The organism is Amycolatopsis sp. WGS_07, assembly GCF_045278895.1.
Lineage (GTDB): Bacteria > Actinomycetota > Actinomycetes > Mycobacteriales > Pseudonocardiaceae > Amycolatopsis.
In genome coordinates, this window is record NZ_CP136053.1 from 623542 (window position 1) to 645792 (window position 22251).

Annotated in this window: 22 protein-coding genes; 10 read left to right on the forward strand and 12 right to left on the reverse strand. The window is 68.5% G+C overall.

What is annotated here, in order from left to right:
- Window positions 1-42: 42 nt before the first annotated feature.
- A complete protein-coding gene (locus tag RPX00_RS02635) occupies window positions 43-1533 on the reverse strand; it encodes an AMP-binding protein (protein ID WP_406637094.1) in 1491 nt (496 codons plus the stop codon).
- Between the two features lie 234 nt (window positions 1534-1767).
- Between RPX00_RS02635 and RPX00_RS02640 the strand changes: the two genes are divergently transcribed.
- Window positions 1768-2013: a phosphopantetheine-binding protein gene (locus tag RPX00_RS02640; protein WP_406637096.1), complete on the forward strand. Its 246-nt coding sequence runs from the start codon at window positions 1768-1770 to the stop codon at window positions 2011-2013.
- On the opposite strand, the gene RPX00_RS02645 is transcribed toward RPX00_RS02640, so the two are convergent.
- The gene (locus tag RPX00_RS02645) at window positions 2006-2965 is read right to left on the reverse strand and encodes an ACP S-malonyltransferase (RefSeq protein WP_406637098.1); all 960 of its coding nucleotides are present in this window, start codon (window positions 2963-2965) and stop codon (window positions 2006-2008) included. The two genes, RPX00_RS02640 and RPX00_RS02645, sit on opposite strands and share 8 nt — an antisense overlap.
- The gene (locus RPX00_RS02650; protein WP_406637100.1) at window positions 2958-3890 is read right to left on the reverse strand and encodes a proline iminopeptidase-family hydrolase; all 933 of its coding nucleotides are present in this window, start codon (window positions 3888-3890) and stop codon (window positions 2958-2960) included. Before RPX00_RS02650 ends, RPX00_RS02645 begins: the two co-directional genes overlap by 8 nt.
- Window positions 3891-4085: 195 nt before the next feature.
- Between RPX00_RS02650 and RPX00_RS02655 the strand changes: the two genes are divergently transcribed.
- From RPX00_RS02655 to RPX00_RS02665, 3 genes are read left to right on the forward strand one after another with little or no spacing between them, the layout of a single operon-like run.
- Entirely contained in the window at window positions 4086-5360 is a 1275-nt protein-coding gene (locus RPX00_RS02655) for a nucleotide disphospho-sugar-binding domain-containing protein (protein ID WP_406637102.1), read from the forward strand.
- A complete protein-coding gene (locus RPX00_RS02660) occupies window positions 5351-6466 on the forward strand; it encodes a sensor histidine kinase (RefSeq protein WP_406637104.1) in 1116 nt (371 codons plus the stop codon). The genes RPX00_RS02655 and RPX00_RS02660 overlap by 10 nt, the downstream gene beginning before the upstream one ends.
- Before the next feature lie 22 nt (window positions 6467-6488).
- Window positions 6489-7142, forward strand: a complete 654-nt coding sequence (locus RPX00_RS02665) for a response regulator transcription factor (RefSeq protein WP_406637107.1) — start codon at window positions 6489-6491, stop codon at window positions 7140-7142.
- Between the two features lie 324 nt (window positions 7143-7466).
- Here the strand turns inward: RPX00_RS02665 and RPX00_RS02670 are convergent, their stop codons facing one another.
- Genes RPX00_RS02670 through RPX00_RS02680 form a run of 3 tightly spaced genes read right to left on the reverse strand, consistent with a single transcriptional unit; the run spans window position 7467 to window position 10769 of the window.
- Window positions 7467-8396, reverse strand: a complete 930-nt coding sequence (locus RPX00_RS02670; protein WP_406642738.1) for an acyl-CoA carboxylase epsilon subunit — start codon at window positions 8394-8396, stop codon at window positions 7467-7469.
- A gap of 41 nt (window positions 8397-8437) precedes the next feature.
- The gene (locus RPX00_RS02675; RefSeq protein ID WP_406637109.1) at window positions 8438-10006 is read right to left on the reverse strand and encodes an acyl-CoA carboxylase subunit beta; all 1569 of its coding nucleotides are present in this window, start codon (window positions 10004-10006) and stop codon (window positions 8438-8440) included.
- A complete protein-coding gene (locus RPX00_RS02680) occupies window positions 9999-10769 on the reverse strand; it encodes a thioesterase II family protein (protein ID WP_406637111.1) in 771 nt (256 codons plus the stop codon). The genes RPX00_RS02675 and RPX00_RS02680 overlap by 8 nt, the downstream gene beginning before the upstream one ends.
- Before the next feature lie 160 nt (window positions 10770-10929).
- Between RPX00_RS02680 and RPX00_RS02685 the strand changes: the two genes are divergently transcribed.
- Window positions 10930-11766, forward strand: a complete 837-nt coding sequence (locus RPX00_RS02685; protein ID WP_406637113.1) for an alpha/beta hydrolase — start codon at window positions 10930-10932, stop codon at window positions 11764-11766.
- Here RPX00_RS02685 and RPX00_RS02690 read toward each other — a convergent pair.
- On the reverse strand, window positions 11745-12431 hold the full coding sequence (locus RPX00_RS02690; protein WP_406637116.1) for a GNAT family N-acetyltransferase: 687 nt from the start codon (window positions 12429-12431) through the stop codon (window positions 11745-11747). The genes RPX00_RS02685 and RPX00_RS02690 overlap by 22 nt on opposite strands.
- Before the next feature lie 155 nt (window positions 12432-12586).
- Between RPX00_RS02690 and RPX00_RS02695 the strand changes: the two genes are divergently transcribed.
- A complete protein-coding gene (locus RPX00_RS02695; protein WP_406637118.1) occupies window positions 12587-13309 on the forward strand; it encodes a VOC family protein in 723 nt (240 codons plus the stop codon).
- 39 nt (window positions 13310-13348) lie between these two features.
- Window positions 13349-13837: a GNAT family N-acetyltransferase gene (locus RPX00_RS02700; RefSeq protein WP_406637120.1), complete on the forward strand. Its 489-nt coding sequence runs from the start codon at window positions 13349-13351 to the stop codon at window positions 13835-13837.
- A 7-nt stretch (window positions 13838-13844) separates the two neighbouring features.
- Here the strand turns inward: RPX00_RS02700 and RPX00_RS02705 are convergent, their stop codons facing one another.
- Window positions 13845-14297, reverse strand: coding sequence for an Lrp/AsnC family transcriptional regulator (locus RPX00_RS02705; protein ID WP_235079332.1), 453 nt, complete (start codon window positions 14295-14297; stop codon window positions 13845-13847).
- A 140-nt stretch (window positions 14298-14437) separates the two neighbouring features.
- Between RPX00_RS02705 and pdhA the strand changes: the two genes are divergently transcribed.
- From pdhA to RPX00_RS02720, 3 genes are read left to right on the forward strand one after another with little or no spacing between them, the layout of a single operon-like run.
- Window positions 14438-15538: a pyruvate dehydrogenase (acetyl-transferring) E1 component subunit alpha gene (gene pdhA, locus RPX00_RS02710; protein ID WP_406637123.1), complete on the forward strand. Its 1101-nt coding sequence runs from the start codon at window positions 14438-14440 to the stop codon at window positions 15536-15538.
- Window positions 15535-16551 carry an alpha-ketoacid dehydrogenase subunit beta gene (locus RPX00_RS02715; RefSeq protein WP_406637125.1) on the forward strand — a complete coding sequence of 339 codons (1017 nt, stop codon included), beginning with the start codon at window positions 15535-15537 and terminating at the stop codon, window positions 16549-16551. Before pdhA ends, RPX00_RS02715 begins: the two co-directional genes overlap by 4 nt.
- Window positions 16551-17792, forward strand: coding sequence for a dihydrolipoamide acetyltransferase family protein (locus RPX00_RS02720; protein WP_406637127.1), 1242 nt, complete (start codon window positions 16551-16553; stop codon window positions 17790-17792). The genes RPX00_RS02715 and RPX00_RS02720 overlap by 1 nt, the downstream gene beginning before the upstream one ends.
- Window positions 17793-17798: 6 nt before the next feature.
- On the opposite strand, the gene RPX00_RS02725 is transcribed toward RPX00_RS02720, so the two are convergent.
- From RPX00_RS02725 to wecB, 4 genes are read right to left on the reverse strand one after another with little or no spacing between them, the layout of a single operon-like run.
- Complete coding sequence (locus tag RPX00_RS02725) at window positions 17799-19067, reverse strand: glycosyltransferase family 2 protein (RefSeq protein WP_406637129.1); 1269 nt, start codon at window positions 19065-19067, stop codon at window positions 17799-17801.
- Complete coding sequence (locus RPX00_RS02730) at window positions 19064-19237, reverse strand: hypothetical protein (RefSeq protein ID WP_406637131.1); 174 nt, start codon at window positions 19235-19237, stop codon at window positions 19064-19066. Before RPX00_RS02730 ends, RPX00_RS02725 begins: the two co-directional genes overlap by 4 nt.
- A 21-nt stretch (window positions 19238-19258) precedes the next feature.
- On the reverse strand, window positions 19259-20941 hold the full coding sequence (locus RPX00_RS02735) for a DUF2334 domain-containing protein (protein ID WP_406637132.1): 1683 nt from the start codon (window positions 20939-20941) through the stop codon (window positions 19259-19261).
- A complete protein-coding gene (gene wecB / locus RPX00_RS02740) occupies window positions 20938-22131 on the reverse strand; it encodes a non-hydrolyzing UDP-N-acetylglucosamine 2-epimerase (protein WP_406637134.1) in 1194 nt (397 codons plus the stop codon). The genes RPX00_RS02735 and wecB overlap by 4 nt, the downstream gene beginning before the upstream one ends.
- Between the last annotated feature and the right edge of the window lie 120 nt (window positions 22132-22251).

The window sequence follows — 22251 nt, forward strand, 5'->3', positions numbered from 1 at the left end:
GTGATCCACACCCCTAACGGCCCCTAGCTGGCAGTCTGCCGGTCAGGCCGGCACCGGGCTGAGGATCTCCGCGGCCCGCGCGGCAAGGGTTTTCCGGTCGATCTTGCGGTTGGAATTCAGCGGGAACTCCTCGACGTGTTCGTACCGCCGCGGGATCACTCCCTCAGGCAGCACCGCCCGCAACGCGCGCACCATCTCGATCACCGGCCGCCGCGGCCCGGTGTAGAAGACGAACAACTCGGTCCCGCTGTCGCCTTGCACGCCCAGCGCCACCGCGTCGACGCCACAGTCCCGCAGCGCGTGCTCCACCTCGGTCAGCTCCACCCGCCAGCCGAGCACCTGCACCTGCGAATCGAGCCTACCCAGGTACGCCAGGTCGTCCCCACCGAGGCGGCGCACGCGGTCACCGGTCCGGTAGAACCGCTGCCCGTCGCGGTCGAGGAACCGGCCCTTCTCGTCGGCCGGGTCGAGGTACCCCGGCGTCAGCTGCGGTCCGGCGATGGCGAGTTCGCCCTCCCCCGCCTCGTTCTCGTCGAGCAGCAGGTACTCGTGTCCCTCGTGCACCGCGCCGATCGGCACCACGCCGTTCACCGCGACGCGCGGAGTTTCCTCGTCGTCCCACCGATACCCAGCGACCGTGATGGTCAGCTCGGTGGGCCCGTAGAGGTTCTCGGTCACGGCGTTGCCCGCCGCCGCCCGCCAATCCGCGGTGTCGCGGACGGTCAGCGCTTCCCCTGCGAAGAAGCTCCACCGCAGACCGGGCATCGCATCCGGAGTGAGCCGACCGGTGCGGCGCACTAGGTCGATCGCGCTCGGCGTGGAGAACCACACCGTGAGGCCGCGTTCTTCCACGAACGCCGGCACGTTCCGGTACGCCGCGCCTGGCAGGACCACGGCTTCCGCGCCCGCGCCCCACGCACAGAAGAGGTCGAACATCGCGCAGTCGAAGTTCAGATCGAACGTCTGAGAGAAGACGTCGTCCGGCGTGAAGTCGTACCGCGCGTCCAGCAGGCCGAAGTAGTGCTCAGTGGAACCGTGCCCGATCCGGACTCCCTTCGGCCGCCCAGTGGACCCCGAAGTGAAGAGCACGTACGCGGAGTCCTCCGGCCGCACGGACCTGGGCTCGCTGAGCGCTGTTGCCGGTTGCCACTTGCCGGCCTCCGGGGCCAGCAGCGTCTTCACCGGCGGAGCGACGGTCAGGCCGCGTTCGTCCGAGAGGATCGCGTCCACCTCCGCGGCCTCGACCATCTGCGCGGTCCGGGCCGCCGGGAAGTCCGGCCGCAACGGGACCACCGTGGCCCCCGCGTACAGCCCGGCCAGAATCCCGGCGTAGGCGGTGACTCCCTTCCCGGCCAGCACCCCTACCGTGCGGGCGCCGGACTCGGCCAGCGCACCGCCCCACCGCAACGCCCGCTCGTGCAGCTCGCCGTAGGTGAAGGTCTCCCCGCCGACGCTCACCGCCGGACGGGACTCGGAACGGGCCAGCCCGCGCAGAAACCGCGCGTGCAGTCCCGAGGTGGTCGTCGTGTCCATCGTGGTCCTCCGCGTAACTGTGCCGATTCCTGCTGACCCGACCACAGTTACGGCCCCGTGGCCTCGTAGCAACGGTTGGGTGCCGGGTCGGGGGTCGGCCTTCTTGTGGTCGGATCGGTAATAGGGGTGCCGACGCGTCGCCCGGGAGCGGCGGCGCGGGGTAAGGTTCAAAACCGAACCGGGCGGTCGGTTTCCCTGCCTGGTGAAGTGCCCGACCCAGCCACCGGAGTAGCCATGTGGGACAGCTCTTTCGACGAAGCCCTCCGCCCGTACCTGCCGTTTCTTCCCGCTGACGAAGCGCTGACCGCCGAGACCCCGCTCAAGGAGTACGGCCTCGACTCGCTCGCCACCGTGGAACTGCTGGCGGTGCTGGAGGAGCAGTACAACGTCCGGTTCTCCGACGACGCGCTGAACCTGGAGACGTTCGAGAACCCCGGACGTCTCTGGGCCACGCTGTCGAAGCTGCAGCCGGCTAGCTGACCCGCGAGGGACCCGCGCCGCGCCGCCGCGGCTGCAGCGCGAGCCGCGGGTTCACCGTGGTCACCTCGAACCGGCTGGTGGTGGCCCGGACGCGGCCGAACAGCGTGTCCGGCCCGGCCACCCACAGCTTGCGCACGCCGAGCTGTTCGAGCGACGAGACGACGTCCGGCCAGCGCAGCGGTTCGACGATGCTGTCCAGCAGCATCTTCCGGACCTGCTCGCCGGACCGCAGCACCGAACCGTCCTGGTCAGCGACGATCGGAAGGAGGGGATCATGGAAGTCGAGGCCGCCGAGCACCTCGTCCTCGGCCTTGCGCCGCAACGCGCCGAACGCGCGCGAGTGCAGCGGAGGACGCATCGTGTACAGCGACAGCCCACCCATGCTCCGCACGGTCTGCTTGAGCCAGTCGAGGTTCCGCTCCCGCACCGAGACCATGTAGAAGTCGTGGTCGATGTAGCAGGAGATGTCCGACCATTCGCCGCGCCCCTCGAGTTCGGTCAGCGCGTCGTGCAGTTTCTCTTCCGGGGTGCGGACGAACGAGTGCGTGACGACGTCGGTGTGCTCGGTCGCGAAGAACTCGTCGAGGCATTGCGCGAGCTTCGCGGTCATCCACACCGCGTCCGGGAAGGTCAGCGAACCGGCGTACACACTGGCCGGTTTCTCGCCGAAACTCGGGCCAGTGCAGTAGTCCGGGCTCATCCCATACTCCTGCTCGGCCCATTCGGCGAGCGCGACGCAGGTGAGCATGAACCCGACCTGGGCGTACTCGGAGTAGTCGCCCTCGGCCTCGCGGAACCGGTCGACCAGCGAGTAGCCCAGCCGGTCGTCGGCGTCCTTGATGAGCCTGCGGGCGAACGGGTTGATGAGCAGGAACTTGCCGAAGTCGACGAACCGGCACGGGCTCATTCCCGGGAACACGACCGCCGATCCGGCCTGGCTGGTCTCATCCATGACTGGCGACCTCTCTTTCGGCGGGAGCATGGACTTCCTGCAGGAATCCCAGCAGGACTTCGCGGAACCGTTCCGGCTCCTCGAGATGGGGGACGTGGCTCGACTCCGGGAGGATCTCCCAGCGCACGTCGTGGATCCGGTCGTAGTACGGCTGCACGGTGGCCGGGGTGGCCTCGTCGTGCGCGCCGGAGATGAGCAGGGTCGGCACCTCGATGTCGTCGAGGCGGTCGATCACCGAGTAGTCCGCGAGCGTGCCGGTGACGGTGAACTCGCTCGGGCCGTTCATCACCGAGTAGACGGTGTTGTTGTCGGCCATCTCCATGAACGAGGCGAGATAGTCGGCAGGCCACGGCAGCACGCGGCAGACGTGCCGGTCGTAGAAGACGCGCATGAGGTCGAAGTACTCCTGCGTGTCCGTGGTGCCGGCGGCCTCGTGCGCCCGCAGTCCCTCGTCAACGCCGGGCGGCAGCAGTGCGCGCAGCCGGTCCATCTCGCTGCGCCACAGCTCGTACGACGCCGGCGAGTTGGCGATCACCAGCCCGCGCAGCCCGTCCGGGCGTTCGGCGGCGTGCCGGGCGACGACGAGGCCGCCCCACGACTGTCCATAGAGGACGTAGTTGTCCTCGATGCCGAGCCGGTGCACCAGATTGTCCAGCTCGTCGCCGAACAGCTCCGGATTCCAGAACCCGGGCCCGGCGTCCGGCAGCCGGGTGGACCCTCCGCTGCCGAGCTGGTCGTAGTGCACGACCGGGAATCCATCACCGGCGAGTTCGGTCAGGCTCAGCAGATAGTCGTGCGTGCTGCCCGGCCCGCCGTGCACCACGACCACGGCGGGAGCCGCTCCGGCAAGCTCGCCGGTGACCCGGTACCAGGTGCGGTGCTCGCCGAACGGGACCCAGCCTTTCGCGGTTGGCGCCACGGCCATGCTCATCACCTCGTTCGTTTCCCTCGTCCGGTCCGCCGCGGCGCGGCCGGATCCGGTTACCTGTCTATCCGCCGCGGCCCGCGCGCCACTAGCCCCTAAGGGGCATCTAAAGCCGAGCCAAATCCCGTTCGCCGCGCCGGATTCAGGGGTCCCCTACCGGGTGGGCGGGGCGCTAACGCGGCCCTACCGTTTCCCTTGTCCTCCTGCGCCTACGACCTCGGAGCCGCCGCGATGCGCGTGATGCTGATGGCCTTCCCGACGAGGAAGCGCGTTCACAGCATGGCGCCGGTGGGCTGGGCGCTGGCCGCGGCCGGGCACGAGGTCCGCTTCGTCGGGCAGCGCAATCCGCGCGCGGTCGCGTCGTTCGCCGAAACCGGGCTGGACACCATGTGGTTCGGCGAAGAACTCGACATCGCCCGGCACCGCCAGCTTCAGGTCGACGGCAACACCGCGAGGCAGGGCGACTTCCGGCTCTGCGAAAGCCGTCCCGAGCGCTACACCGACGAATACGTGCGCAACGTCTACGAGCACTGGGTCGACGTGTTCCGCTGGACCACTCCGGACTCGCTGCTCGACGAACTCGTCCGCTTCGCCCGCCAGTGGCAGCCGGACCTCGTGGTGTGGGACCCGCTGGTCTACGCCGCGCCGATCGTCGCGCACGCCGTCGGGGTGCCGCACCTGCGGATGATGTACGCCGCCGACCAGACCGCCCGCATCGGCGCGCAGTACCGCGACCTGAGAGCCAGCCGCGCCGAAGATACCCCGCCAGACCCGTTCGTGGCGTGGATGTCCGCCGCGGTCGGCCGATTCGGCGCGGACTACGACGAAACCCTCCGCTACGGCGTGCGGACCATCGACTGCCATCCGTCCTATCTGCGCTACGACGGCGTGGACGTCGACTACCTCCCGACCCGGTTCGTGCCGCAGGACAAGCCGATGGCGGTCCCCTCCTGGGTGCTGGAGCGTCCGGAGCGGCCGCGGGTGTTGCTCACCCTCGGCGGCGGGGAAATCTCCGTCGGAGACCTCCTGGACGGGCTCGCCGACCTCGACCTCGAAGTGATCGCCACACTCACCGCGAGCCAGCCCGGGTCCGCGCACACGATCCCAGACAACGTCCGCGCGGTCGATTCCGTGCCGGTGAACGAACTCCTCGCCTCGTGCTCGGCGATCGTGCACCGGGGCGGCGGCGCGACGATCAGCACCGCGGCGGTGAACGGCGTCCCGCAGCTGGTCATCCCGGGCACCACGTGGAGCGAACGCTGCTCGGCAGTGGCTCAGGTGAAGCGCGGCAACGGATTGCTGGTGGACCCCGAGGACGCGACGCCGTCAAGCGTCCGCGACGGGGTGTGCCGGCTACTGGAAGAACCGTCCTTTCAGGAGTGTGCGCTCAAGGTGCGCGACGAGATGCTGGCGACGCCGACGCTCGACGACCTCGTCCCGGAACTGGAAAGGATCGCGCTATGCCCGTGACGCGGCCACCGACCATGCGGACGATCGGGTTTCTCGTGCTGAGCCTCCCGATCCGGCTCGTCGCGTTCGTGCTGATCCTGGTGACAATGCTGGTCGGCGTCGCCACGACGATGCTGTGGATCGGCATTCCCGTTCTGCTGGTCGCGACCTCCTTGATGCGCTCGTACTGCGCCTTCGAACGACGCTGGGCACGCCAGATGCTCGGCGTGACCATCACCGAACCGGTCCGCCGCCGTCCGGCCGGCCCCGGCATGCTCGCGGTGTGGCAGGCACGGCTGCTCGACGCCGCCACCTGGAGCGAGCTGGCCTTCGTGCTCATCGCTTTTCCGCTGGGCATCGTGGAATTCGTGGCGGGCGTCGTGTCCACCGCGGTACCTCCTTTCGGTATTTTCGTGGCACCGCGCATCGGGGCGATGCACGGCGAACTGGCGACGTCGTTCCTCGGCCCGAACCGCACCGCGCAACTGGAAGCGCGCACGCAGCAGCTGCGGAACTCGCGAGCACGCGGAGTCGACGCGGTGGAAGCCGAACGGCGCCGGATCGAACGCGACCTGCACGACGGAGCCCAGCAGCGGCTGGTGTCCGTCGCGATGAGCCTTGGCCGCGCCCAGCTCAAACTCGACCTCGACGACCCGACCGCCGTCCGCGAACTCATCGGAGCCGCGCACGCCGACGCCAAACTCGCCGTTTCGGAGCTGCGCGACCTGGCTCGCGGCATCTACCCGCCGGTGCTCCAGGACCGTGGCCTGGACGCCGCGTTGTCTTCTCTCACCGCAAGAATGCCTATCCCTGTTGAAGTCGAGGTTACCGTAGAACCCCGTCCGCCCGCACCTGTCGAGACGACGACCTACTTCATCGTGAGCGAAACGCTGACGAACGTGACCAAACATTCCGGAGCCGACCGCGCGTCCGTGCGAGTGACCCGCGACGACGACACCGTCGTCGTCGAAATCACCGACACCGGCCACGGCGGCGCCTCGATGCGCCCCGGCGGCGGCCTGGCCGGACTGGCCGACCGAGCCGCCACGATCGACGGTGTGCTCACCGTCGTCAGCCCCGTCGGCGGCCCGACCGTCGTACGGGCCGATCTGCCCGTCCGCTGGTGAACCTGTTGTGGAGGCAAGAGAAATGCGCGTCGTGATCGCTGAAGACTCGGTGCTGTTGCGCGCCGGGGTGCAAAGCCTGCTCGCGGACGTCGGCATCGAAACCGCCGCCGCGGTCGACAACGGCGACGACCTGCTGGTCGCCATCCGGGCCCACCGCCCCGACCTGGTGATCGCCGACGTACGGATGCCCCCGACCTTCACCGACGAGGGCCTGCGCGCGGCTTTGGCCGCCCGCAAGGAAATCCCCGGCCTGCCAGTGCTGGTGGTGTCGCAGTACGTCGAAGGAAGCTACGCGGTAGACCTGATCGCGGAAGGCACGTCCGGCGTCGGCTACCTGCTGAAGGAACGAGTCGCCGACGTCGCCGACTTCCTGGAAGCAGTCCGCCGCGTCGCCGGCGGAGGCTCAGCGATCGACCCAGACGTAGTCGCGCAGATGCTCTCGCGCAGCCGAGACCCGTTGGAAGCATTGACCGCCCGGGAAACCGAGGTACTGGCCCAAATGGCACAGGGCCTGTCCAACACGGCCATCGCCAAGGCCCTGGTGGTGACACAGGGAGCCGTGGAAAACCACATCAGCAACATCTTCGCGAAACTCGGCCTGGACGCCAGCCGCGACCAGAACCGCCGCATCCGCGCGGTGCTGACCTATTTGGACAGCACCGCCGTGCACGCCTGATTCACCGGATCGATACCGTGCAGATGTTCGATCGACGGCGGTAGGTTTGAGGTATGGATCTTGGACCCGTCCCCGTTTCGTCCGTTGTGGACGATGTAGTTGTTCTGTTGTGGCGCAATGGCTTCTCCGCCCACTGCCAGTCCCTGTACCCCGCACCGAGGCCGAAACCGGCACCGCACCCGAGCCGAAGACCGACATTCCACGCTGCCGTACGCACAGGAAAGACCCTGCTACGGAAAGCCCGCACCGCCCTGCGCCGATGCGGGCCCCACCCCTCCGCGTCCTCCGTGTTCGCGGTGTCCTCCGCGTCCTCCGCGGACCAAGCTACCGAGCCCGCCAGCTCGTCGCCGGAACAAACCTTGTCGACGGTTGCCGTGGTGACGGCACCACGGTTTCTCCGCGCCCATTACCGCTGCCCTGACCAACTGCGGCCAACGCCACCAGCAACGCAGCCACCTCAACGTCGTCGGGATTCCCACGCACCACACGCACTGCGGGCGCTACCGATACATCACGCCGCTCACCGCACTCCTCAGCAGATGCCAACCCAGCCGACCCACCCCGCGCTGCCACAAGACCCACCCCAGCCGCACTCGGCCCACGCGTCACGGCACCCGCTTCGCTGTGCTCTGCCAGAAGCAGCGTCCCAACCGCACCTGAACCACACAGCACCTCAGCCGCTTCTCCCTGCCTTGGACAAGGACGCTTTCCAGCCGCATCCAGGCCGCCCGGCACCTCGACCGCTCTGCCCTGCGCAAGCAATCCCGTACTGGCCGCACCCGAACCAACCGGTGCACCATCGTCCCCGCCCTGCCCCGCAGGAAGACCCACTTCAGCCACGCCCGAACCGCCCAGCACCCCAGTCGCTTCCCCCTGCCCGGCAAGCAGTTCCGCACTGGTCACATCCGGCACGCCAGCCGACCCACCCCGCTCCGCGGGAAGACGCGCTCCAGCCGCTTCTCCCTGCCCTGCAAGCAATCCCGCACTGGCCGCACCCGGCACGCCAGCCGACCCACCCCGCTCCGCAGGAAGACCCACCCCAGCCGCTCCTCCCCGAGCAAGCAACCCAGCACTGGCCGAATCTCCGCCCGCTACCCCAACACGCCCTCCGCCGACCGCCCCGGCAAGCCCCAACCCAGCAGCCTCACCCGAAGCAATCCCCGGCCCAGCACCAGCCGACCCACCCGACCCCTCGCCCCCGGCAAGCCCGTCACCACCGCCCGACCCCAGCCCCGTCAGCACCCCAGCCCCCATCGCCGCATCCGTTCCCCGACCCGAGACCCAGACCGTCGTGATCACATCGGCGGGTTCCCGTGCTTGCGCGCCGGAACGTCGGCGTGCTTGGCCCGCAACATCGCCAGCGACCGGATCAGCATCTCCCGCGTCCGGCCGGGCTCGATCACGTCGTCGACCAGGCCGCGTTCGGCCGCGTAGTACGGGTGCATCAGCTCGGTCTTGTACTCCTTGATCTTCAGCCGCCGCACCGCCTCCGGGTCATCGGCGGCGTTGATCTCGCGGCGGAAGATCACGTTCGCCGCGCCCTCGGCGCCCATCACCGCGATCTCGTTCGTCGGCCACGCCAGCGAAACGTCCGCGCCGATCGACCGCGAGTCCATCACGATGTACGCGCCGCCGTAGGCCTTCCGCAGGATCACCTGCACCCGCGGCACCGTCGCGTTGCAGTAGGAATACAGCAGCTTCGCGCCGTGCCGGATGATGCCGCCGTGTTCCTGGTCCACCCCGGGCAGGAAGCCCGGCACGTCAACCAAGGTCACCAACGGAATATTGAACGCGTCGCACGTCTGCACGAACCGCGCGGCCTTCTCGCTCGCCTCGATGTCGAGCACCCCGGCCAGCGTCGCCGGCTGGTTCGCCACGATCCCGACCACGTGCCCGTCCAGCCGGGCCAGTGCGCACACCACGTTCGTCGCCCAGCCGGCGTGCACCTGGAGGAACTCGCCGTCGTCGACGATTTCCTCGATCACGGCGCACATGTCGTACGCGCGAGCCGCGTCCGTCGGCACCACCTCGAGCAGTTTGTCCGTGCGGCGGTCCGCCGGATCGGCCGTCGGCTCCACCGGCGGCACCTCGTTGTTGTTGGACGGCAGCAACGAAATCAGATACCGCACGTCCTCAAGACAGCTGGGCTCGTCGTCGTAGACGAACGCGGCGACACCCGACGTCGAGGCGTGCACGTCCGCGCCGCCGAGGCCATTCTGGGTGATCTCCTCGCCGGTCACCGCGTGCACCACATCAGGGCCGGTGATGAACATCTGCGAGGTCTCGCGCACCATGAACACGAAGTCCGTCAACGCGGGCGAATACGCGGCACCGCCCGCACACGGGCCAAGCATCACCGAGATCTGCGGGATAACCCCCGAAGACCGGGTGTTGCGCTGGAAAATGCCGCCATACCCGGCGAGCGCTGTCACGCCCTCCTGAATCCGCGCGCCAGCTCCGTCGTTCAGCGACACCAACGGCGCGCCGGCCGACGCGGCAAGATCCATCACCTTGTGGATCTTCTGCGCGTGCGCCTCGCCAAGCGCTCCGCCGAAGATGCGGAAGTCGTGCGCATACACGAAAACCGTGCGCCCGTACACTGTCCCCCAGCCGCACACCACGCCGTCCGAATACGGCTTCCGGTGTTCGAGGCCGAAAGCGGTCGCCCGGTGCCGGCGCAGGGACTCGATCTCGGTGAACGAGCCCGGGTCAAGCAGCAACTCGATGCGCTCGTGCGCGGTCAGCTTGCCGCGGTCGTGCTGCCGGGCGGTCGCGGCGTCGTCCGGGCCGCGCCGCGCGGCGTCCTTGATCTCCCGCAGCTCCTCGAGTTTGCTGTCGAATCCGACCGCCAATGCCTCAGACATGCGCACGCCCCTTGTCGACAAGCCGATCGGTCAGATACCGGAGGATCACGTCCTGGTGGCGGGTCAGGAAGAAATGCCCGCCGGCGAGCGGGACCAGCTCGAAGCCCGCCGAGGTGTGCTCGCCCCACGACCGGACCTCGTCGACCGAGGCGACCGGATCGTCGGTGCCGGTGAACGCGACCACCGGGGTCGCCAGCGGCTCGCCCGGCTGGTACCGGTAGGTCTCCACGGCGCGATAGTCGTTGCGCACCACGGGAAGGATCATCCGCACGACGTCGTCGTCGCCGAGCAGGTCCATTTCGGTGCCGCTCAACCGGCGCAGTTCGTCGATCACGCCGTCGTCGGTGCGGGTGTGCACGTTCTCGTTCCGATGCCGCGACGGCGCGCGGCGGCCGGACACGAAGAGCGTGTCCACCGCGGTGCCGGCGGCCTCCAGCCGCCGGGTCACCTCGAAGGCGATCATCCCGCCCATGCTGTGCCCGAACAGCGCGAGCGGCAGGTCGTCGCGGCCGCGCAGCAGGTCGGCGATCCGGTCGGCCAGCGCGTCGATGGTGGTGAGGAACGGTTCGTGCCGCCGGTCCTGGCGGCCCGGGTACTGCACCGCCAGCACCTCGATGTCCGGGGTCAGCGCCCGCGAAACCGGGAAGTAGAACGGGGCCGAACCTCCGGCGTGCGGCAGGCACACCAGCCTTGCCTTCGCTTCGGGCGACGTGTGGAAGCGGCGAAACCAGCTGTCCTCGTCGGAGTTCGCACTACCCGTCATGTCGTCCCACCGCCTTTCCGACGTCTGCGCCGGGACGACCCGGCCACGGATCCTTCTTCGCCGATCCACGGTAACCGCGCCCACCAAGCGCAACGACCCCTAACTCCCCCTAGATCCACAATGGACACCAGGCATCGCCCGAACCAGGAAGAATCCCCGTATGCAGCCCACGTTCGTCCTCGTGCCCGGCTCGCACGCCAGCGGCCGCTGCTTCAGCGCGCTCCAGCGCGAGCTGGCCCTGCGCGGCCAGCGCTCGCTGGCCGTCGACCTCCCCGGCCACGGCACCGCCGGGTTCTCGACCGCCTACCAGGCCCAAGACCTGGCCACGTTCGCCGAAGAGCCATCACCGATGGCTGGTGTCACGCATGCCGACAACGTCGCACACGTCGTCGGCCTCGTCCGCCGCGTGCGCGAACACGGGCCTGTCGTCCTGGTCGGCCACAGTCGCGGCGGTTTCACCGTCACGAGCGTCGCGAACGCCGTCCCGGATCTGCTGGCGCGAACCGTCTACGTCTCCGCCTGGTGCTGCGTCACCGGCACCGCGGCCGACTACCTAGCCACCCCGGCCTTCCGGCCGCAGACTGAGCCCGGCCTCACCCCCGTCGGCGATCCACAACGCCTAGCCGCAGTGCGGATGAACTGGCGCACCGCAGACCCAGCCGCGCTGAAACGCGCCTGGACCGTCCATGGCACCGAGGCAGACGTCGTCGCCTTCCTCGCCGCCCTCGACCCCGACGAATCCCGAGACGCGGGCACCGACCTCGTAGATCCAGCCGCCTGGGGACGGCTTCCGCACACCTACGTCCGGCTGACCGCGGACGCCAGCCTGCCCCTCGCCTTGCAAGACCACTTCATCGAGGAGGCCGATGCGCTGACCCCCGAAAACCCCTTCGACGTCCACACCTTGCCGGTCGGCCACATCGACCCGCTGCTGGACCCGGCCCGACTAGCCGACCTCCTCGCCGGAACGGCGGATCACCACTCAGGAGTCCGATAAACGCCGAACACCATCTCCCGCGAGAGCCGGAACCCCAGCTTCTCGTACAACCGGATCGCGCCGGTGTTCGTCGCGGCGGCGTGCAGCAACGGTCGTTCCCCGCGTTCCCGGATCACTGCGGCCACCGCGAGGACCAGCCGGGCGGCCAGCCCTTGCCCCTGAAACGCCGGGTCGGTGCACACCGCGCTGATCTCCGTCCAGCCCGGCGGATGCATCCGTTCACCGGCCATCGCCACCAGCGCGCCGTCGCGGCGGATGCCCAGGTAGGTGCCCAGGGCGATCGTCCGGGGCAGAAAGGGGCCGGGTTTCGTCCGGGCCACCAGGTCGAGCATCTCCGGCACGTCCGCCTCGGTCAGCCGCACCGCTTCCGGGTCGGCGGCCGCCGGGGCGGCCGAACCGTCCATCTGGACACCGGCCATTTCGGCCTCCACCGTCCAGCCCTCGGGCGGCGGAAGCCGGACGCCGCCGACCACGAGTGCCGACACCCCGGGGCCGACGAGGTCGGCGATGTCGTGCCACACCCGTTCGTCCGGCTGGTCCGGCACGGCCAGGAACGGCGAAACGTCCGCCTGATACCGCAGGACCTGCCCCTTCTGCTCCGCGAAGGACGCGTCCGGGCCGCTCAGCGCGGCCCAGGCGGGGTTTTCGAGCGGGGACGTGCTCATTCTCGCCTGCCATTCCGATCCGGGGTACCTGATCAAGAATGCGTGCGCCGAACCGCGCGCGGCCACCTTCTCCCACATTCTGAGCGATCTGCCGAGGACCGCAGCTGTCCGCAATAGCCCCTAACGTCGCCGACATCACCGACGAAGGGACCGCAATGAGCACCGTCGACCGCAACCAGCCGCTCGGCACCCCGACCTGGATCGACCTCACCGTGCCGGACCTGGACCGCGCGCAACGCTTCTACGGCGCCGTCCTCGGCTGGACCTTCGACGGCGACCACTGCCTGCTGCGCGACCTCCCCGTCGCCGGCCTGCGCCAAGCGGCCGACCCCCGGCCAGCGTGGACGGTCTACTTCGCCGCCGACGACTGCGACGCCACCGCCAAAGCCGTCATCGCCGCAGGTGGCAAGGTCCTCGACCAACCCCGCGACGACAGCGACCACGCCCGCGTCGCCGTCGCGGAAGACCCGACTGGTGCGCGGTTCGGGATCTGGCAGGGCCGCAAGCTCCCCGGCACCCGGCTCGTCAACGAACCCAGCGCCCTGATGCGCAACGACCTCGTCACGCCCGTTCCCCAGCCGGCGCGCGACTTCTACTGCACGGTCTTCTCCTTCACCCTGGACGGCAACGACGACCTGCCCGGCGTCGACTTCACCTTCCTCCGCCGTCCGGACGGTCACGAAATCGGCGGCATCATGGGCGACCAGTCCGCCCCGGCTCCGGCTTGGGGAACCCTCTTCCTGTCCACCGACGCGGACGCGGCTGGTGCCCGGGCGGTCGAACACGGCGGCGAGATCGTCGAAGCGCAAGACAGCCCGTACGGGCGCATGGTGACCATCCGCGACCCGTTCGGCGCGGAGTTCGTCCTGGGCTCCTGAACCATTGCCCTGACCCGGGTTCCTGGCTAGACAGGACAGGTGGACCTCGAAACCCTCCCCGGCGCGACCCTGCACCCCGCGACCCCGGACGACGCCGCCGAGCTGATGGTGCTCCAGCGGTGTTGCTGGGTGCAGGAAGCGCTGCTCAACAACACCCTGGAGCACCCGGCGCTCACCGAAGACCTCGCCGAGGTCCGCAAGTCGATCGAGAACTGGCACGGCTGGGTCGTCCGGCAAGGGCACCGGCTGGTCGGCGCGGTCCGGGCCCGCACCGTCGACAGCGACAGCTGGGAAATCGGCCGGCTGATGGTCGCGCCCGATCTGGCCGGGCGCGGCCTCGGCCGGTTCCTCCTTGAGCACGCCGAGCGCCACGCACCCCCGGAAACGAAGCAGTACGTTCTCCTCACCGGCGCGGCCAGCGAGCGCAACATCGCCCTCTACGAACGGGCCGGTTACCGCCGCACGCCGATGCCGTTCGAAGCGACCGGGGTGCTCCGCCTCGCGGTCTACCTGGTCAAACCGGCCTGACGAGAAGTCACAGCTCGTCGAAGACCAGCACGGTGTGCGTCGAGAGCACGTCCGGCATGGACTGCAGCCGTTCGAACACCAAGTCCCGCAGGCTGTCCGCGTCGCGGGTCCGCACGAACAGGATCAGGTCGTTGTCCCCGGACACCAGGCCGCCGTGCTCGATTTCCGGGATGTGCTTCAGTTCCGCGCTCACCGTGCGCCACGAGTTCTGCGTGACCTTCAGGTACACGTACGCCGCCAGGCCCTGCCCCATCCGGCGCGGATCGGTGACCGCCGCGTAACCCGTGATCACGCCCTCGCGGTGCAGCCGCTCCACGCGCGTGTAGCAACCAGCCCGCGAAATGTGCGCGCGTTCGGCGAGGGCACGCATCGAAGCGCGGCCGTCTTTCTTCAGCTCAGCGATCAGTTTCAGGTCGACCTCGTCCAGCGCCGCTGCCATTTGTCCACCCGGCTGGGACATCTGCGCCACCTCGCAAGCCAATCGTCCAACCCAGACTCCACAACCCGGCCATCATTCCACAGTTCCCGCACAAGTCTGGATCACTGATCGCCAGACAGCGAGTATCAGGGCCTACTCGTCTTCGTCGATGGGAGCTGTCGGTGACCACCACGGAACGCACTGCCGCGTCCTGCTTTTTGCCCAGCGACGAGCCGCTCGGCCTCGTGAGCGCCGACGGCACGCCGACGCCGGACCCGGCGCTCGCGATGCCCGCGGAGGACGTCCTCCTCCGCCTCTACCGCGGCATGGTTTCCGGACGCCGCTTCGACACCCAGGCCACCGCGCTCACCAAGCAGGGCCGGCTCGCGGTGTACCCGTCGGCGCGCGGGCAGGAGGCCGCCGAGATCGGCTCGATCCTCGCGCTTCGCCCGCAGGACTGGCTTTTCCCGACCTACCGCGACTCGATGGCCGTCGTCGCGCGCGGCGTCGACCCGGTCGAAGTGCTTACCCTGCTCCGCGGCGACTGGCACTGCGGCTACGACCCGTACCGCGCCAACGTTGCGCCGCAGTGCACGCCGCTTGCCACCAACACACTGCACGCGGTCGGCTTCGCGCACGCTGCGCGCGTGAAGGGCGAAGACACGGTCTCGCTCGTTCTCGTCGGTGACGGTGCCACCAGCGAAGGCGACACGCACGAAGCGTTGAACTTCGCCGCCGTCTGGAAGGCACCGGTGGTCTTCCTCGTACAGAACAACGGCTACGCCATCAGCGTCCCGCTCGAGAAGCAGACTGCTGCGCCTTCGCTCGCGTACAAGGGTGTCGGCTACGGCATGCCGTCCGTACTCGTGGACGGTAACGACGCCGCTGCCGTACACGCTGTCGTCGAGCAGGCCGTCGCACGCGCCGCAGCGGGCGAAGGGCCGACGCTGATCGAAGCTGTCACCTACCGCATGGAGTCGCACACCAACGCCGACGACGCGACGCGCTATCGCGACAAGGCCGAAGTCGAGCAGTGGCTCACGCGCGACCCGATCAGCCGCCTCAAGCAGTACCTCACCGACCGTGGCCTCCTCGATGACAAGGCGCAGCAGGAGATCGACGCGCGCGCCGAAGAGGAAGCAGCCGCACTGCGCGAGCGAATGAACGTCGACACGCAGCTCGACCCGGCGGACCTCTTCCGGCACGTCTACGCCGAACCGACCGCCGCCTTGCGCCAGCAGGCCGCCGAACTGGCGAACGAGAACACAGAGGACCAGGCATGACCGCCACCCTGGACACGACGCTGTCCCTCGCCGGCGCGCTCAACCGCGCCCTCGCCGACGCGCTCGCCGAGGACGAACGTGTGCTCGTCTTCGGCGAAGACGTCGGCACGCTCGGCGGCGTCTTCCGCGTCACCGACGGGCTGGCCGCCCGCTTTGGCGACGCTCGCGTCTTCGACTCGCCGCTGGCCGAATCGGGCATCGTCGGCACCGCGATCGGGATGGCGATGAACGGCCTCCGCCCGGTGATCGAAATGCAGTTCGACGCCTTCGCCTACCCCGCGTTCGAGCAGATCACCAGCCATCTCGCCAAACTGCGCAACCGCACCAAGGGCCAGGTCGAACTGCCCGTGGTGATCCGGGTGCCCTACGGCGGCGGCATCGGCGGCGTCGAGCACCACTGCGATTCGTCCGAGGTCTACTACACGCACACGGCTGGCCTGCGCGTCGTCACCCCGGCCACGCCGGACGACGCCTACACGCTGCTGCGCGAAGCGATCGACAGCCCGGACCCGGTCATTTTCCTGGAGCCCAAACGCCGGTATTGGGAAAAGGGAACCGTTGACCCGCAACGCCGTTCGCCCGGACTCGACAAAGCAGTGATTCGCCGCGAAGGCAGCGACGTCACCCTGATTTCCTACGGCGGCGCGCTCGGCACGACGCTAGAAGCAGCCGAAGCCGCCGCTGAAGAGGGCTATAGCGCCGAAGTGATCGATCTGCGCAGCCTCGCGCCATTCGATCTGGAAACGGTCGCTGCGTCCGTCCGACGCACCGGGCGCGCGGTTGTGGTGCACGAGGCAAGCCGGTTCTGCGGTTACGGCGCCGAGGTCGCCGCGCAGTTGTCCGAGACCTGTTTCCATTACCTGGAAGCGCCGGTCCTGCGCGTCGCCGGATTCGACATTCCCTATCCGGCACCGAATCTGGAACAGCACCACCTGCCGGGCGTCGACCGGATCCTGGACGCGATCGAACGGCTCCAGTGGGACGACGCGGCACCGCTCGACGGGGAGAAGTGATGGCTGTCTTCAAACTGCCTGACCTCGGCGAAGGCCTGACCGAGGCGGAGATCGTCGCGTGGCACGTCGCGGTCGGCGACACCGTGACGGTCGACCAGACAGTCGTCGAGGTCGAGACCGCGAAGGCGAGCGTCGAGGTTCCGGTGCCGTTCGCGGGCCGGGTCGCGACCCTGCACGGCGCGGCTGGCGACGTGCTGACCGTCGGCAGCCCATTGATCACTGTGGACAGTGCCGCGGACTTCACCGAACCCGGCGTCGTGACGCCGGAAGGCAGCGGGAACGTCCTCATTGGATATGGCACCAGCCATACCGGCACGCGGCGCGCGAGGCGGCCACGCGGCAGCAAGGCACCCGCACCAACTCCTGCCCCAGTGCCGAAGTCCACTTCGGACCGCATCCGCGTGGTCTCCCCGCTCGTCCGCCGCCTCGCCCGAGAGTCCGGAGTGGACCTCCACCAGCTCACCGGAACCGGCACGGACGGCATCGTGAGCCGCGCCGACGTAGAACGCGCGATCGCCACCCTAGCCACCCCAGCCGCCCCCGCACCGACCCCGGACGAGCAACGAATCCCGCTGCGCGGCCTGCGCAAAACCGTCGCCGACAAACTCACCCGCTCCCGCCGAGAGATCCCCGAGGCGACCGTCTGGGTGGACGTCGACGCGACCGAATTGCTGCAACTGCGCACCGCGCTCAACAGCGATCCACACGCCCCGAAGATCAGCCTGCTCGCGCTCATCGCCCGGTTCGCCGTCGCGGGCCTGCACCGCTTCCCCGAGCTGAACGCGCATTTGGACGGCGACGAGATCGTCATCCCGTCCGCCGTCCATCTCGGCTTCGCCGCACAGACCGACCGCGGCCTGGTCGTCCCCGTGGTCCAGAACGCGCATCAGCAAACCCTGGAAGACCTCTCCGCCGCACTCGCCGACCGCACCGGCCAAGCCCGAGCCGGACAGCTCACCCCGGCCGACCTCACCGGCGGCACATTCACCGTGAACAACTACGGCGTGTTCGGAGTGGACGGTTCGGCCGCCATCATCAACTACCCGGAGGTGGCGATCCTCGGCGTCGGCCGGATCATCGACCGACCGTGGATTGTGGACGGTCAAGTCACCGCCCGCAAGATCACTGAGCTGACACTGGCGTTCGACCATCGTGTCTGCGACGGCGGTACAGCAGGCGGATTCCTCCGCTTCGTCGCCGACTGCATGGAAAACCCGGTGCGGCTGCTGCGTACGCTGTGAGGACGGTCAGGCTGGCAACTCTGCCAGCCTTTCCGTTTTCGCCCAGACGTTCCGCTTCAAGACGATCCGGAACACGGCCCGCCAGGTCGCCAGCACCCCGAGCAACAGGAAGGCCGGATAACACAGTCCGGCCAGCAACGCCCGCCGCAAGGGTTCATCACGCAACCGGACAAAGTAGACGATCGCCCACATGATTCCGGGCAGCAGCAACGCAGCCAACCACCACACCACCGCCTGCATCAGATTCCCGGTCTCCGCCACCAAGCCGCCGAACGAGTTCCCGGTCAACACCGCCACCGGCACGATCACCAGCAAAGCCGCGGCGATCAACGACAACGGAACGGTCAGCCACGGCACGACGAGGTAGACGAGGAAGTCGAACAACCCAGTCCCGGCAATGAATCGTGACGTCGCGAGACTCCGCAAATGCCGTGAGCACTGGAGATTGCCCTGCGCCCAGCGAGTCCGCTGACGCAGCAGCCGGCGCGCGTCTTCCAACCCCTGCTGCGTCACCCAAGCTCGCTGCGTGTACCGGATCCGCACCCCGGCGAGATGCAGCCGCAGCCCCAATTCAAGATCCTCGACCAGGCAGTCGCTCCACGGCGACGGGCCGAACTTCCGCAGCACCGACAGCCGCGTGAACTGCCCGTTCCCGCCCATTCCGACGCTGCCGAGGACATCGCGCAACGACTGCGACGCATCCGCGATCGCCCCGAACTCCAAGTCCTGCAACAACGCCAGCAGCCGGTGTCTATTGTGGATCCGCACCCGGCACTGCACCGCCCCGACCCCACGGCTGCGCAACATCGCCGCGACCTCAGTGAGCAGTCCCGCACTGCCACGCCCGTCACCGTCGATGATGCCGACGACCGTCTGCGCGACAGTGCCCTCTCGCGCCGCAATGGCGTCGATGTACCGATAACCCGCGTTCAGCGCCTCGCCTTTACCCTGTCGCGCATTCGGCAAGTCACGACGCAAGACGTGCAACCGATCGTCAGCAATACCGGCGACAATCTCCGGCGTCGCATCGTCGGAGCCGTCGTCGATAACCAGCACTCGCACCGGCGTTTCCGAACTGCCCAGCCGTAGCGCGTTCCGCACTGTGTTGGCGATGACGCGCTCTTCGTTCAGCGCCGGAATGACAATCCAGAACCGCAGAAGGCTCGGCGCGCGCTCCGAAGCGGGCCGGGGCGCGCGCCACGCGAACGCCGCCAGCACCAGGTTGTGCACCGGCCACCAGCACAGCAGCAGCACGAACCACCACGGCTGCGTCATGCCGCGTGCCGGCCCCGGGATCCGCTGGTGCGCAACCGAACCGAACGGACCGTCAACGCCATCGCCACGAATCCGACGACGGACAAGACAAACCACAACACCCCGTGGAACGGCGCGACACCGATCGCGGCGGCGGACACGACCGCGGGAGCGACCCGGGTGACAGACATTCTTTTCCTTCCAGAAGAAACTCAAGCAGCAACGGCGGCCGGGGACACGAAGCGGTAGCCGAGCCCCTCGATGCCTTCGACCACCTTCCGAAGGTCGCCGATGCCAAGAAACGGGTGATAGAAGAAGCTGACGACGCTGTCGGTGACCACGCGATGCGTTTTCGCGTCGGCCAGGATGTCGTCGGCAGTGCGCGCGGCGTGCTGGTTGAACTTGGCTGGAGCCACGTTTCCGACGTTCTCCGGCACCACGACCGTCCCGTAGACGTCGCGGACAGGATACGGGAAGAACTGGCCGTATACCTCGCGATAGGACACGTCAGTCCGTCCACATTGGCCGCCGTCGCACTGTCCGGCGTAGTAGCTCCCACGGTCGTACCGCGCCGGGAAGATCCGGCCAGCTTCCTGATAGTCCACTGCGGACCCACCGTAGTGCGGGAACTCGAACGAATCCGGCCGAGGCAGGCCGACCCGGTCGAACTCGGCGAGACCGGTCGCGATCCGGCCGCGGAACCACTCCGGCGAATCCTCCGGAACCGGACCACTGAGCCTCACATTGTCCTGATGGTCCACGGTCGCGCGGTAGAACTCGTAGTCAGCAGCGCTGGTCGCCGAGTACGGATTACCCGTCTCGCCGTACTGATGGCTGTACCCGTGCATCACCAAGGTCCCGCCGCGCGCGACCGCATCGCGCAGGGCCACAACGAGTTCCGGACTGTCCACCAGCCGCGCGAACGTGGGCTTCCCACCATTCGCCGACCCGCGCGGATCCGCGTAGTACGGGTACACCGCGAGAGAGAACGGCACGCCGTGGCCGCTGAGATAGTCCGTGATCGCCCGCACTTCCGCAGGCGGCGTACGCGGGCCGATGTCCTCAACCCGCACCAACGCGCGCCGACGTTCCGGGGCATCGGGGGCAAGCACGCCGAGAAGAATGTCCGCAGCTGCCAGATAACGATCGCCCGCGCCGACATAGGAATACGGCACTTCAGCGAGATACGTGAAAGATCCACTGTGGACCGCCCACGGAGAGGTCACTCCCTCGGCGGACTTTGCCTGCGCCAGCACCTTCGCCTTCGGCGAGGTCACCCGCACTCCCACAACGTCGATCCCCGCGTTCGGGTCACGCCGCAGCTCAGTGTCCCGATAGGACACCGTCGTGACCTTGTCCTCCCGAAAAGGAGCCCAGGTCCAGCCCCACTTCCCAGCCAGCTCCGGCGCGCGATCGAACAGCTGCCAGATATTGCTGCCGATCCACATCACCGGCAGCCGAGTCCGGCTCACGTCGTCCAGCAAAGCCGACGGAAGTTGCGCGTCGTAGACCGTTCCGACGTAGACGACTGCCTGGTACTCGTTCAGCTCGCCGCGCCGGTAGTCGGCGGCAGGCAGCATCCGCCAAGCGGTGGAACGGGAAACCAGATTCGCCGTCTGAATCGCGTTGGCCTGCGCCTCCTCCGCGACCTGCGTCGCGGGCGGGCTCGGCCGCAGCCGCCGGCCGTCGTCGAACAGCACCAACGTGCGCCGATCGTCGCGACCGCCCGGCCCGGCCATCCCGATTTTCGGTTGCCGCAGAACCGGTTCGACCGGATCAGCCGCCGCCGAACCTGAGCCGTCGTCCGAGACGACCACGACGATCCCGCCCACCAAGCTGACCACCGCGACGACGATGATCCCAAGCCGCAACCACGCCGGGAACCGCTGGTTCACTGCCCGACCTCGGCCAGCTCTGGCGTGAACGGCTCCGGAGCTTCCGCGGCCAGGCCAAGCATCCAAGCCACCGCCTGCTCAGTGCGCTCCGCCGCTCGACCGTCACCGAACGGATTGGTGCGCGCGTTCATCGCCGCCCGCTGCGCCGGATCGGTCAGCAGCTTCGACGCAGTGTCCACAATTAAGTCCGCGTCCGTACCGACCAGCATCGCGCACCCGGCGTTGACCGCCTCCATCCGTTCCGTCGTGTCCCGCAGCACCAGCACCGGAACCTTGAACGTCGGAGCTTCCTCTTGAATACCACCGGAATCGGACAGCACGAGCGAACTCGCCGCGATCGCCGCCGCGGTCTGCTCATAAGGCAGCGCCGGAGTGAGCACCACCCGCGGGTTGCCGGCGAGTGCCGCGGTGACCGCCTCCTGCACAGCCGGATTCGGGTGCATCGGCAGCAGCACGCGAACGTCCGGATGACGCGCCAGCAGAATGTCCACAGCGGACAGAATCCTCAGCAGCGGCGTGCCCCAGGACTCCCGGCGGTGCGCGGTCACCAGAACCAACCGGCACTCGCCCCGCGTCGCCGACTCGACCACCTCGGCGACCGCACTGTCGGCAAAGGACACTGGCCGGTCAGTCACCCGGGAAATCGCGTCCACCACAGTGTTTCCGGTCACCAGCAGGACACTGTCGTCGATGTTCTCCGCCCGCAGGTTCTGCGCGGCCGCCGGCGTCGGGGCCAGATGCAAGCTCGCCGTCTGCGTAACCAGCCGCCGGTTCAGCTCCTCCGGAAACGGCGACTGCAGATCGAACGAACGCAGCCCGGCTTCCAAGTGCACCACGGGAATCCGACGCCAGAACGCGACCAGCGCACCGGCCACAGTGGACGTCGTATCGCCCTGCACCAGCACCGCCGCGGGCGGACGGCGCGCGGCGAACGCGTCGAGCCCGGTGACGAGCTGCGACACCAGCTCCGGCTGCCCGCCGTCGACCCGGTCCAGCGTGAGCCGCAGGTCCGGGGCCAGCGAGAACGCCGCGAGCACCTGGTCGACCAGCTCCGGATGCTGCCCGGTCGCGACGAGCACCGGCTCGAGCCGTCCGGACCGGCGCATCTCCTGCACGACCGGCGCCATTTTGATCGCCTCCGGCCGGGTACCGGCAATCAGCCAGACCACCGGTGCGTCACCCCGGGTCATCACGGAACTCCATTTCCACGAGAGCGGACTGCGATCCGGAAACCGCGGCTGGATCGCTCCGACCACGCTAACTACGGCCTCCGGAATCAACCTCACCCTCGCGGGTCAAACTCACCGTCA

Excerpts from the sequence above, each read along its gene's own strand:
- RPX00_RS02635 (WP_406637094.1), bottom strand. The coding sequence starts at position 1,533 with ATGGACACGACGACCACCTCGGGACTGCACGCGCGGTTTCTGCGCGGG.
- RPX00_RS02640 (WP_406637096.1), top strand. The coding sequence starts at position 1,768 with ATGTGGGACAGCTCTTTCGACGAAGCCCTCCGCCCGTACCTGCCGTTT.
- RPX00_RS02645 (WP_406637098.1), bottom strand. The coding sequence starts at position 2,965 with ATGGATGAGACCAGCCAGGCCGGATCGGCGGTCGTGTTCCCGGGAATG.
- RPX00_RS02650 (WP_406637100.1), bottom strand. The coding sequence starts at position 3,890 with ATGGCCGTGGCGCCAACCGCGAAAGGCTGGGTCCCGTTCGGCGAGCAC.
- RPX00_RS02660 (WP_406637104.1), top strand. The coding sequence starts at position 5,351 with ATGCCCGTGACGCGGCCACCGACCATGCGGACGATCGGGTTTCTCGTG.
- RPX00_RS02665 (WP_406637107.1), top strand. The coding sequence starts at position 6,489 with ATGCGCGTCGTGATCGCTGAAGACTCGGTGCTGTTGCGCGCCGGGGTG.
- RPX00_RS02670 (WP_406642738.1), bottom strand. The coding sequence starts at position 8,396 with ATGGGGGCTGGGGTGCTGACGGGGCTGGGGTCGGGCGGTGGTGACGGG.
- RPX00_RS02675 (WP_406637109.1), bottom strand. The coding sequence starts at position 10,006 with ATGTCTGAGGCATTGGCGGTCGGATTCGACAGCAAACTCGAGGAGCTG.
- RPX00_RS02680 (WP_406637111.1), bottom strand. The coding sequence starts at position 10,769 with ATGACGGGTAGTGCGAACTCCGACGAGGACAGCTGGTTTCGCCGCTTC.
- RPX00_RS02685 (WP_406637113.1), top strand. The coding sequence starts at position 10,930 with ATGCAGCCCACGTTCGTCCTCGTGCCCGGCTCGCACGCCAGCGGCCGC.
- RPX00_RS02690 (WP_406637116.1), bottom strand. The coding sequence starts at position 12,431 with ATGAGCACGTCCCCGCTCGAAAACCCCGCCTGGGCCGCGCTGAGCGGC.
- RPX00_RS02695 (WP_406637118.1), top strand. The coding sequence starts at position 12,587 with ATGAGCACCGTCGACCGCAACCAGCCGCTCGGCACCCCGACCTGGATC.
- RPX00_RS02705 (WP_235079332.1), bottom strand. The coding sequence starts at position 14,297 with ATGTCCCAGCCGGGTGGACAAATGGCAGCGGCGCTGGACGAGGTCGAC.
- RPX00_RS02715 (WP_406637125.1), top strand. The coding sequence starts at position 15,535 with ATGACCGCCACCCTGGACACGACGCTGTCCCTCGCCGGCGCGCTCAAC.
- RPX00_RS02720 (WP_406637127.1), top strand. The coding sequence starts at position 16,551 with ATGGCTGTCTTCAAACTGCCTGACCTCGGCGAAGGCCTGACCGAGGCG.
- RPX00_RS02725 (WP_406637129.1), bottom strand. The coding sequence starts at position 19,067 with ATGACGCAGCCGTGGTGGTTCGTGCTGCTGCTGTGCTGGTGGCCGGTG.
- RPX00_RS02730 (WP_406637131.1), bottom strand. The coding sequence starts at position 19,237 with ATGTCTGTCACCCGGGTCGCTCCCGCGGTCGTGTCCGCCGCCGCGATC.
- wecB (WP_406637134.1), bottom strand. The coding sequence starts at position 22,131 with ATGACCCGGGGTGACGCACCGGTGGTCTGGCTGATTGCCGGTACCCGG.